Here is an 11,690-nt window from a genome sequence, read left to right as displayed (position 1 = left end):
CCGCAGCAAATTACTGGCCGAGGAGAAATTAAAAACTATTGACAATTTAAATTATAATATTTTAAGACCTACAGCCGTTTACGGCCCTCGCGATACAGATATATTTATATTTTTTAAGCAGGTAGCTATCGGGTTAGAACCTTATATAGGCCGTATTGAACAAAAACTGAGTTTTATATATGTTATTGACTTAGCAAAGGCCGTGTTTAAGGCTTTATATGCAGGGGATAAAAAAACCTTTATTATAGGTGACGATATTTACTATGACCGTTACCAGTTAGGTTTAAATATCAAGAACGAACTGGCTAAAAAAACCATTAAATTTCATCTGCCTGTAAACTTTGTAAAAATGATTGCAAGAGTATCAGAAAAAGTGAGTTATTTGACTAATAAGGCTGCAGTTTTAAATATTGAAAAACTGAATGAGTTAAAAGCTGTTAATTGGTCATGCAGTAATGAATTGGCTAAGGTCAAATTAGGATTTACCCCATCCTATAATTTAAAAACAGGCGTAGCCGAAACAATAAAATGGTATAAACAGCACAACTGGCTCTAAATATCTATACATTTAATCTCAATATAGTAATACATACATTAATATAATACAAATGAAAAATAACATTAAACCAGCCGAAGGCAAGCTCGGCATATTAATACCGGGGTTAGGCGCTGTGGCAACCACATTAATTGCCGGCGTTGAGGCAGTTAGAAAAGGCATATCACAGCCCATTGGTTCTGTTACACAAATGGGCACCATACGTTTGGGTAAAAGAACCGAGAACCGCAGACCAAAAATTAAAGATTTTGTGCCGTTGGCCAATTTAAACGATATAGTTTTTGGCGGGTGGGATGTTTTTGAAGATAACGTTTACGAAGCTGCTACAAACGCAGGGGTATTGGATGCCAATTTATTGTTTAAAATAAAGAACGAATTGGAGGCCATTAAACCTATGCGTGCGGCTTTTGATCACAATTATGCTAAAAACTTAACCGGTACTTATATTAAACAAGGCACCCGTTATGAACTGGCCCAACAGGTTATAGAAGACATCCAGAACTTTAAGGAGCAAAACGGCTGCGACCGTATAGTATTAGTTTGGTGCGGATCAACCGAGGTATACTTTGAGGCATCTGACGTGCATAGCTCATTGGCTAAGTTTGAAGAAGGCTTAAAGAACGACGATAAACTGATATCGCCAAGTATGATATATGCTTACGCGGCATTAAAATTAGGTATTGGCTTTGCTAATGGCGCGCCTAACTTAACTGTGGATATTCCGGCGTTAATTGAACTGGCTAAATTAACCCGGACACCTATTGCAGGTAAGGATTTTAAAACCGGCCAAACCTTAATGAAAACCATTTTGGCACCAGGGTTAGCTGCCCGTGCTTTAGGTGTTAACGGTTGGTTCAGTACCAATATTTTAGGTAACCGCGATGGTTTGGTATTGGATGATCCGGATAACTTTAAAACTAAAGAAGTTTCAAAGCTGGGTGTGTTAGAGGATATCCTGCGCCCGGAAGACAACCCCGAACTATATGGCGATATCTTCCACAAAATACGTATCAACTACTACCCTCCGCATGGCGACAACAAAGAAAGCTGGGATAACATCGATATTTTTGGCTGGTTAGGCTATAAAATGCAGATCAAGATCAACTTTTTATGTCGCGACTCTATTTTAGCTGCACCTATTGCATTGGATCTGGCTCTGTTTATTGACATGGCTAAACGCGCTAATATGAGCGGCGTGCAGGAGTGGTTATCATTCTACCTTAAATCGCCGCAAACAGCACCTGGTTTACAGGCCGAGAATGATATTTTTAAACAGTTGATAAAATTAGAAAATACCCTTCGCCACCTAATGGGCGAAGACCTGATAACACATCTGGGGCTTGATTACTACGAAGAGCTGGTTGAGGATGTGGTTTCATAAGTTAACAGCAACCGTTTTTGGCATTGGCTATATAGGCAAAGGCGCAGGAACGGTTGCAGCAATAGCTTGTTGCATTTGCTGGTATATGGCCTGGGCAGGAAACTACCCGGGCCATATTGCCGTAATTATAACAGGTTTAATTATTGCCGTGGGTATTTGGAGCGGTAATAAAGTAGAGCCCATTTGGGGTAAAGATCATGGCAGTGTGGTTATTGATGAAGTTGCAGGTATGTGTATAAGCTTATTGTTTATACCTGCAACATTATACAATATTATAGTAGCGTTAATGCTATTCAGGATTTTCGATATTTTTAAACCGCTATTCATCAAAAATTTAGAAACGCTTAAAGGTGGCTGGGGCGTAATGATGGATGATGTATTGGCCGGCATATATGCCAACCTTTTATTACAGGCATACATCTGGATGCGGTAGCTCATTTAACCTAACGTTTACAATACCATTATTTGACTTTTAGACCACAGAAGTAAACGCTTATTTTTTTTACTTTTGCCATTCGTAACTATTATTAAAATTAATAGTCCAATCGCTTTTTGATTGCTAAATTTTTATTTACAAAGGGATTTGTATTGAATAAGTACATGAATTTAATAAGTTTTGGTAAAAGGTTAAGTTTGTTAACCTTGCTTTTGTTTAGCACGTTGCTTTTACGCGCTCAAACCGCTGTAATAAGTGGTACCATAACTGATGCCAATGATAAAGAAACTCTTCCTTTCGTAAACATAACATTTCCGGGTACCATTGAAGGAGCCGTACGTTCAAAAACTGACGGTACTTACAGCATAAGCAACCCTAAAGGACATAGCCAGATCAGGTTTTCATTCGTGGGATATAAAGATGTGGTTTTACCTATTGAACCAGGTAAAAGTCAGCATATAAACGTAACAATGCAACCCGTGGTGTCGCAACTTAATCAGGTTGATATATCATCAACCCGTAACGGTCGCTACCGTAACCGGGATAACCCTGCTGTTGAACTGATACGGAAGGTTATTGCCAATAAAGACAAAAACAGACCCGAAAACTATAACTATATTGAATACAGGGAGTATGATAAGATGCTATTTGCATTGAACAATGTTTCTAATACCCTGGTCGACAAAAAATTTTTCAGAAAATATAAATTCGTATTAGATAACCGCGATAGTACCACCATTCCGGGTAAATCATTACTGCCTGTTTTTTTAACTGAGAAATTATCGCAGTATTATTACCGGAAAAACCCTGAAGACGAAAAAACCATTGTATTAGGTAAAAAAGACGTTGATTATGGTGCTGCCATAGATAATGACGGCATTGAATCATACCTTAAAAACATGTATGCCAAGGTTGATATTTATGATAATGATATCTTTATTATCACGCATAATTTACGTAGCCCTATTGCTGATGACGCGCCTACCTGGTATAAGTTTTTTATAACAGATACCATAACCACCGAAAAAAATCAAAAACTGGTAGAACTAAGTTTTACACCGCGCAATACGGCTGACCTGCTTTTTGAAGGAAAGATTTATATAACCCTTGACGGCAATTATGCTGTAGAAAAGGACAAGCTTGGCGTAAATAAGGACATTAACCTTAACTACGTAAAAACAATGACCATTGAGCAGAGTTTTGAACAAAATCCTGACGGTCACTATCATCTTAGTAAAAGCAATATCATAGCTGATTTTGGTATCAATAAGAAAAAGAACGGCGGTTTTTTTGGTATACGTACCATAACTTACGGTAATTATATCGTAGATCAACCTCACCCCGATACTACTTATACCATCAAAAGTGCTGAAACAGAATTGTCTGATGAAGTAAAAAATCGGAGTGACCAGTTTTGGGCAAAAAACCGTTTAGATACCTTAACAACAGCCGAATCAAAAGTTTATAAGAATATTGACAGTCTTAAAGACATGCCGTCATTTAAACGTACCGTTGATATTGCTACGCTTATACTGGCAGGCTATAAATCTTTCAACACCTTTGAGGTTGGCCCATCAAACACATTTTACAGCTTTAACCCTATTGAGGGCCTTAAACTACGTTTAGGCGGCCGTACTACGCCCGAATTAAGTAAACGATACTATTTTGAAACCTATGCGGCCTACGGCTTTAAAGACGAACGATGGAAGTATTTTTTAAGCGGTACTTATTCCATTAATGATAAATCTATCTATAAGTTCCCTCAAAATTATATAAGGGCAAGTTTTCAGCGCGATACCAAAATACCGGGTTTAAACCTACAGTTTGTACAGCAGGACAATTTTCTGCTATCATTTAAACGGGGGGTTAATGATAAGTATTTATACAATGACTTTTACCGGCTGGATTATGTACATGAGTACGAAAACCATTTTTCATACAGTTTAGGTTTCCATAACCTAAAACAGGCGCCTGCAGGCTCGTTATATTTTAACAATGTGTTTGGCAATACGCCAAGTATAACTACTACCGAGGCATCCTTAAATTTACGGTATGCGCCTAACGAAAAATTTTATCAGGGTAAAATATATCGTATACCTATCGCCGGCAAGTACCCGATTATTAGTTTAGATTATATTGCGGGTTTAAAAAATGTTTTCGGTGGCGATTATGGCTATCAAAGTATCCATTTACGTTTAGATAAACGAGTTTATTTATCACAATTTGGTTTTGCAGATGTAACCTTAGAAGGCGGTAAAATTTTTGGCCAGGTGCCCTACCCGCTTTTAAATATTTTTGCGGCTAACCAAACGTATGCTTATAGTTTGTACTCGTACAACTTAATGAACTTTTTAGAGTTTGTTGCCGATCATTATGCTACCGTTAATATTGATCAGCATTTTATGGGTTTCTTTTTTAACAAAATCCCCTTATTTAAAAAACTAAAATGGCGTGAAGTAGTTTCATTTAAAGGTGCATGGGGCGGCGTGAGCGATTTAAACAACCCGTCGCTGCATTCAAATTTATACCAGTTTCCGGTTACGGGCACAGGGCAGCCAATTACTTATGCTTTAGGTAGCACCCCATACCTTGAAGGAAGTATTGGTGTTGAAAATATTTTTAAATTAATACGGGTAGATCTGGTTAGGCGCTTTAACTACCTTGACCATCCCGAAGTTTCAAAAATGGGTATACGCGTAAGGCTTAAATTTGATTTTTAATTACGTATATTGTTAATTAATGGAACAGCAAACCTCTATACGGACAAATTTACAACTGGGCATTTATAAAGTAATTGACCCGTTTGTAAAGGTATTGATCAAATTAGGGTTAACACCAAATGCCGTTACCACTATTGGTTTTGTTTTAAATATAGGCGTGGCGGTAATTTTTATTATTGGCGGCGAAGAGGGCAACCGCGGTGATCTTACCTATGTTGGCTGGGCAGGTGGCCTTATTTTATTTGCCGGGCTGTTTGATATGCTAGACGGGCAAGTGGCCCGCTTAGGCAACATGAAATCAACTTTTGGCGCTTTGTATGACTCTGTTTTAGATAGATATAGTGAGTTGATCATGTTTTTAGGTATTTGCTATTACCTGGTGGCCCACCATTATTTTTTAAGCTCCATATTTGCTTTTATAGCCCTGATAGGATCCATGATGGTAAGTTATGTAAGAGCAAGGGCCGAAAGCTTAGGTATTGAATGTAAAGGTGGCCTAATGCAGCGGCCCGAGCGGGTGGTAACCATTGGCCTTTGTGCAATGCTAAGCGGCATCTGTTCGTTATACATTGGCGGCAACTATAAATTATATATACCCGGCATTGATTTCCAGGTTTTTGAAACTATATCCATATTTACAATACCCATTGTGATATTGGCTGTTTTAACCAACATTACAGCCTTTAAAAGATTACTTGATGCAAAAAAAAGTTTACTTGAATTAGAAGAAAATAACGTCCCGGATTGATGAAATTACTTTTTACTTTACTATCATTTTTATATTTAATACCGCCAACGGTTACACCGGTTAAACAAAAGCCGTTAAAAGCCTTTGCCGTTAATAACGTTGCCGACGATGAAAAATTCCCGGTGTTACCGGATAATATAAGTCGTTTATTTTATGTACAGCGAAGCCCCAATATCAATACTATTGTATATGAATTAAATGCCGGCAAAAATGGTCAGCTTGACCCCGAAAACCCGGTTCATGTATATTGGATACGCTACGGCGAGCAGGGCCAAAAAGAAGAGCTAAGCTATATACAACGTAAATTTGCTTATGGCCTTACCAGCAAACAAACCGGCAATGAGCAATATGATATCAGATTTGTATCCTACAAAAAATTTCCGCTCACGTTGATGAAGGCTAACGACGGAAAATATCATATCTTCGCAACTATTAATCAAAAGCAAATGGCACTTAGCCGTGTGTTTATAAAAATTGAAGGCGGCTCTTTTTGGCTGCCAAATGTAACATACGTTGAACTAAAGGGTACTGATCCGTCAACAGGCAGAGAAATTATAGAACGTTTTAAACCCTGATATACCATGGCAAAAAATTTTATATCAAACTCAGAGGAATCTACAAGAATGTTTAAAAGCGATTTTTTAGAATTGCTTTCAAAAGTTCATTACCTGGTACCGGTGTATATTTTTGTACCGGTTATTTTAGCATTTAGCTATGGCGCTTACTATTACAACATTGGCCTACTAACTTATATAGAAATGTTTTTTGCCGGGCTATTTGTTTGGACATTTGTTGAATATATAATGCATCGCTTTGTTTTTCATTATATGCCGCCTGATAAGCCCTGGGCACAGCGCCTGCATTTTATTTTTCACGGTGTGCACCATGATTATCCAAGTGATGCCAAACGTTTGGTATTGCCGCCATCATTAAGTATACCGCTATCAACCGGGTTTTATTTTTTATTTAACGCTATATTACCCGCTAATTACATTTGGGGCTTCTTCCCTGGCTTTATCTTGGGGTATTTGTTTTATGACCTTTCTCATTATGCCATACACCATTTTAATTTTAAAGGCAACATCTGGAAAAAAATAAAACAGCATCACATGCTGCATCATTACCAGGATCCGGCTAAGGGCTATGGTGTAAGTTCTCCCCTTTGGGATAAAGTATTCCGTTCAGACTTTATAAAAAAATAGTATGGATGCAGTTGTTGATCATCAATCAGCAGTTAACTTAAAAACCATACTAACTGTTACCTTTTTATCCGTTGTTTATTTATTATGCTCGTGGTTGGTGCTTGGCTTTAAATCAGACCAGGTGGTATTGGTAACTATATTTAACACTTGTTATTATTCATCAGCTATTACCCGCAAGTTTATACTGGGCTTTTCGGTATTTATAGTTTACTGGATAATATTTGATTATATGAAGGCAGTGCCCAATTATAACTTTAATGCGGTGCATATTGCTGATCTGTATAACTTAGAAAAAAAGCTTTTTGGTATAAACTTTAACGGCACAATGCTTACCCCTAATGAGTATTGGCGCATAAACGGCACTACCACGTTAGACATTATAGGGGGTCTGTTTTACCTTTGCTGGATACCCGTACCGTTGGGTTTTGCTGCCTACCTCTTCTTCCGTAACCGCCGCGAATTTTTAGGTTTTGCACTTACATTTTTTATAGTAAACCTGGTGGGCTTTGTAGTGTATTATACTTTCCCGGCGGCACCGCCCTGGTATATACAAGAGCATGGCTTCGTGTTTAGCCCTGCCACCAAAGCCAGTACAGGCGGCCTTGCCAGGTTTGACCAGTATTTTCACGTTAGCATTTTTAAATCAATTTATACCAAAGGGTCAAACGTTTTTGCAGCTATGCCGTCGCTGCATTCTTCCTACCCTATCATTGTAGTATACTACGGCTTAAAAAACAAGCTGGGTTTTGTAAATATATTACTCATTACAGTAATGGTGGGCATTTGGCTTACCGCGGTATATACCAGCCACCATTATATTTTAGATGTTTTGGCTGGTATTACCTGTGCTATTATTGGTATAAACCTTTTCAACCTGCTATTTAGCAAGGTTAGCTTCCTTAAATCATTTTTAAACCGGTACGTCGCAGCTATTAAATAGTGTACTATTTAGTAGGCATTGTTTAATAAAAAAAACTAAATATTTTATTATTTTTAAACCTCAATAACAAGTTTTAGCCGTACCGGATACCTTTTATCACAATTACCATACAAGGCATGTTATTTGAATAGTTTGCCGCAACAGTTATAAACTGTTAATACTATGAAGAAACTCGCCTTAATTATCCTTTTATTATCAACCTTAATTCAATTTCAGGCTCATGCCTCGTTCTATACCGATAGTTTGCAAGTTACCGCATCGTTATCGCCCTTAGATAGCCTTAAACAGGAACTTAGGTTAAACCCTTACGATTCTTTAAAAGCCGGCATATACGCACAGATAGCTGCTCAATATTTAAATTTCGATACCATAAAAAGTAAAAAAACAAAGGCCAGTTATCAAAATGAGGCGATAAATTATACTATGCTGGCCCTGCATGGGTACTCAAAGTATAACGACACTTTAGGTATGCGCACTTGTTTTAATAATTTAACAAAGGTATACCGCTCCCAAAAAAAATACAGCCAGGCCAAATGGTTCGTATTACAATCAAACACCATATCGCGCACTATTAATGATAAGCCCAATATTATAGCTTCACTTATTGAACTGGCGGGCATTAAAATGGATATAAAAGATTATAGCCTGGCCATGCGCGATTTAAATGAGGCGCTTAAGCTTTCTGTTGACAACCATTATGCAAGCACTGAGGCCAAAGTACAAGAAAACTACGCCCTATATTATAATCGTACTAAAAACTACACTAAGGCAGCCATTGCCCTAAAACGCCGCGACTTTATAAATGATAGCATTGCCAAAACCCAACGGGCCCTGTTAGCTAAGGCCAATGTACCGGACAGTGTACAATCTAAAAAAAAACTCCTAACGGTAAAGAAAATGAACCGCTCGTTTTCCTTAAAGAGAATAGCCTCGCTATAATAGTCATACTTATTGTACTGATATTAGTATGGTATGGGTATAAACGAAACAGGCGATAATTACTTTAAACCTAGTGCTATTTATATTGTCAATACCAGGTATGAAACGCATTATTTTAGCAACAGTATTTTTATTGATAACTACCCTCTCTTTTGCCCAGCCACGGGCAGACGAAAAATTTAAAAACGAATTTTTAGAAACTATTAACCATACCCGGCAAAAAGGCTGTACCTGCGGTACTACATACATGCCAGCTGTGGCACCTTTAACCTGGAACGATATGCTTGAAAATGCCGCTATGGTACATGCCAAAGACATGAATAAACACAATTACTTTAGCCATACCGGCAAGGACGGGCGCAGCAGCAGCGACCGCATTATGGCTAGCGGATACACCTTTGATGGCTATAAAAGCTTTGCAGCCGGCGAAAACATAGCCCTGGGACAGCAAAGTATTGCCGAAGTTATGGCGGGCTGGTTTAAAAGCGTGGGCCATTGCATGAATTTAATGAACCCTTCGTTTACAGAAGTTGGCGTAGCACGCGTAAATGATTATTGGGTACAGGATTTTGGTGGCCGCGAACCGTTTAGCGATGAACAGCAAAAATTGATAAAAAGTGGCCGTTACCGTTTAATGCAGAAAAAGGTCATTCGCGAATAAAAAAATTAATTGTCATTTCGACGAGGTACGAGGAGAAATCTATACATATGCAAATCAATGTATAGATTTCTCTATAATTTCAAAATGACAAGGTGGTAATTACTTTGTTTCCTCAGGCTTACTCCTTTTATCCGGCATTGGACCTCTTTTATAAATGATCAATCCGTTTAAAAAGTTACGCAGTATCTGGTCGCCACAGGGTTTAAAGTTGGGGTGATCGTCAGCGCGAAAAATAGCACCCAGCTCTGTTTTAGTTATCCTGAAGTTTGCCAGCTCTAATACTTTAACAATATCATCATCGGTAAACTTCATAGCTACCCTCAGCTTCTTCATTATATCATTATTGCTCATTATCTTGAAATCTCAATTTTTACTTTTTTGTTTTTGATCTTTTCTGTTTTAAGTAGTTGCACCGTTTTTTCTATCTGATCGCGCTTTACAGCCGCGTATGACGAATGATCAAGTACTTCTATTAAACCCAGGTCATCTTTAGCTAATTTACCTTTTTGCAATAATAAACCCACAATATCCACTTTATTTACCTTGTCTTTTTTGCCTGCGGCGATGTATAAAGTGGCCCATGGTGCCGGTGCCGGCAAGGTTAACTTATCGGGCAGGGTTTCAATCTCCGGTTTTTGGCTAATATAATTCAGCTTCTCATCATCGGTTAATATTAAATAAGATGTGCCTTTTGCGTGCATACGCGCGGTTCGGCCGTTTCGGTGTACAAAGGCTTCCTCATTATGCGGCAGTTGGTAGTGTATTACATATTCAATTTCGGGGATATCCAATCCGCGCGAAGCCAGGTCGGTAGTTATTAATAACCGGTGACTGCCATTTCTGAATTTTAGCAACGCACGTTCCCGGTCATCCTGCTCCATACCGCCATGAAAAACATCATGAACTATACCCCTGTCCCATAACAGGTCGCTTATGCGGTCAACAGCTTCACGGTGGTTACAAAACACCAGCGTGGCTTTACTGCCTATTTTACATATTAAGGCAAATAAGGTATCTAATTTATCAGCCGCCTCAGCAATTACCGCCTTTAACTTCAGATCAGGAATGTTGGTTTTATTGGTCAAAAAATCAATTACCGTTGGGTTGTTTACACCGGTAAAATCAGGTATTTGCTGCATTTTTGTAGCCGATGTTAATATCCGCTTCTTTAAATGCGGTATTTGGCCAATAATAGCCGCCATATCCGTCTGAAAACCAAACTCCAGGGCTTTATCAAACTCATCTAAAATAAGCGTATGTATAGCCTCTGTAGCAAAATTACCGTTGCGCAGATGATAAGCCAGCCGACCCGGTGTGCCTATTAGCACCGCAGGCGGTTGCTGCAGGTTGTTTTTTTCAATTTTAGTGGAGTGGCCGCCATAACAGCAGTTTACTTTAAAACCGCTACCAATGGTTTTAAAAACCTGTTCAATTTGTAAAGCCAGCTCACGCGATGGCACCAGGATCAGCACTTGCACCTGCGAAATGTTTGCATCCAACAGATTTAATATAGGTAATAAAAAGCCCAATGTTTTACCTGAGCCGGTTGGCGCCAGTAATATCATATCGCTTTTGGCAGCAGCATTAAGGGCAGCGTGCTGCATTTCGTTCAAGGCATTTATCTTGAGGTTTTCAAGCGCTTTTTTTATCATGGATGATTTTAATGAAGCGCAAAGATACGGCTTAACCCGCTTATTGTCCTATACTATAGATCGCACCGACAGAAGTTACTTTTATTTGCCTTTCTTAGCTATATCCAACGCAGTTGTGGTTATATAATATTTGGCAATCATATTAGGCACTTCCCATTTTGGCATATCGCCATTGCGCAGGAAACTCAAATATTTTTCGGTTACACGGCCAAAATGCGCCTCATGCCCATCCTTGTATTTTTCGGGGATGATAACCGTATAGCCCTTGCCTTCTTTTTTCAACTCTACTCCCGGGTATTTTGTCTCTATTACCTTTAACTGCGCATTAATTGCCTGCTCAAAAGCCGCATCATTTTTAACCGGGTTAATGTATAAAACGGGCGTATATTTCTCGGCAGCGGTTTGTTTTATCAGCAAATCGGCTTTAGTGCCATGCAACACGGCGTAATGGCTAT

The 11,690-nt window shown here is 38.7% G+C and carries 13 protein-coding genes; 10 read left to right on the top strand and 3 right to left on the bottom strand.

From position 1 onward, the window contains the following. From ABI367_RS12510 to ABI367_RS12465, 10 genes are all read left to right on the top strand, one after another. The coding region (locus tag ABI367_RS12510; RefSeq protein WP_462227658.1) for an NAD-dependent epimerase/dehydratase family protein at window positions 1-556 on the top strand (556 nt) is incomplete at its 5' end. A 52-nt stretch (window positions 557-608) separates the two neighbouring features. Next, complete coding sequence (locus ABI367_RS12505) at window positions 609-1,937, top strand: inositol-3-phosphate synthase (RefSeq protein WP_462227657.1); 1,329 nt, start codon at window positions 609-611, stop codon at window positions 1,935-1,937. After that, window positions 1,924-2,370, top strand: coding sequence for a phosphatidylglycerophosphatase A family protein (locus tag ABI367_RS12500; protein WP_462227656.1), 447 nt, complete (start codon window positions 1,924-1,926; stop codon window positions 2,368-2,370). Before ABI367_RS12505 ends, ABI367_RS12500 begins: the two co-directional genes overlap by 14 nt. A gap of 167 nt (window positions 2,371-2,537) precedes the next feature. Beyond that, on the top strand, window positions 2,538-5,093 hold the full coding sequence (locus tag ABI367_RS12495; protein ID WP_462227655.1) for a DUF5686 and carboxypeptidase-like regulatory domain-containing protein: 2,556 nt from the start codon (window positions 2,538-2,540) through the stop codon (window positions 5,091-5,093). 19 nt (window positions 5,094-5,112) lie between these two features. Then, on the top strand, window positions 5,113-5,841 hold the full coding sequence (locus ABI367_RS12490; RefSeq protein ID WP_462227654.1) for a CDP-alcohol phosphatidyltransferase family protein: 729 nt from the start codon (window positions 5,113-5,115) through the stop codon (window positions 5,839-5,841). Further along, on the top strand, window positions 5,841-6,416 hold the full coding sequence (locus ABI367_RS12485) for a DUF4833 domain-containing protein (RefSeq protein ID WP_462227653.1): 576 nt from the start codon (window positions 5,841-5,843) through the stop codon (window positions 6,414-6,416). Before ABI367_RS12490 ends, ABI367_RS12485 begins: the two co-directional genes overlap by 1 nt. Window positions 6,417-6,422: 6 nt before the next feature. Then, a complete protein-coding gene (locus ABI367_RS12480; RefSeq protein ID WP_462227652.1) occupies window positions 6,423-7,043 on the top strand; it encodes a sterol desaturase family protein in 621 nt (206 codons plus the stop codon). Between the two features lies 1 nt (window position 7,044). Further along, window positions 7,045-7,983 (top strand): phosphatase PAP2 family protein, encoded by a 939-nt coding sequence (locus ABI367_RS12475; protein ID WP_462227651.1) that lies wholly within the window; start codon window positions 7,045-7,047, stop codon window positions 7,981-7,983. A gap of 162 nt (window positions 7,984-8,145) precedes the next feature. Continuing rightward, entirely contained in the window at window positions 8,146-8,922 is a 777-nt protein-coding gene (locus tag ABI367_RS12470) for a hypothetical protein (RefSeq protein ID WP_462227650.1), read from the top strand. Window positions 8,923-9,022: 100 nt separating this feature from the next. Further along, window positions 9,023-9,583, top strand: coding sequence for a CAP domain-containing protein (locus ABI367_RS12465; RefSeq protein ID WP_462227649.1), 561 nt, complete (start codon window positions 9,023-9,025; stop codon window positions 9,581-9,583). A gap of 99 nt (window positions 9,584-9,682) precedes the next feature. On the opposite strand, the gene ABI367_RS12460 is transcribed toward ABI367_RS12465, so the two are convergent. The 3 genes from ABI367_RS12460 to ABI367_RS12450 form a co-directional block, all read right to left on the bottom strand. Further along, complete coding sequence (locus ABI367_RS12460; protein ID WP_462227648.1) at window positions 9,683-9,916, bottom strand: DUF1456 family protein; 234 nt, start codon at window positions 9,914-9,916, stop codon at window positions 9,683-9,685. A gap of 17 nt (window positions 9,917-9,933) precedes the next feature. After that, the gene (locus tag ABI367_RS12455; RefSeq protein WP_462227647.1) at window positions 9,934-11,235 is read right to left on the bottom strand and encodes a DEAD/DEAH box helicase; all 1,302 of its coding nucleotides are present in this window, start codon (window positions 11,233-11,235) and stop codon (window positions 9,934-9,936) included. Between the two features lie 81 nt (window positions 11,236-11,316). After that, the coding region (locus ABI367_RS12450; RefSeq protein ID WP_462227646.1) for a putative oxidoreductase C-terminal domain-containing protein at window positions 11,317-11,690 on the bottom strand (374 nt) is incomplete at its 5' end.

Source organism: Mucilaginibacter sp. (genome assembly GCF_039935595.1).
Lineage (GTDB): Bacteria > Bacteroidota > Bacteroidia > Sphingobacteriales > Sphingobacteriaceae > Mucilaginibacter.
This window is presented reverse-complemented; position numbering and strand designations above follow the sequence as displayed.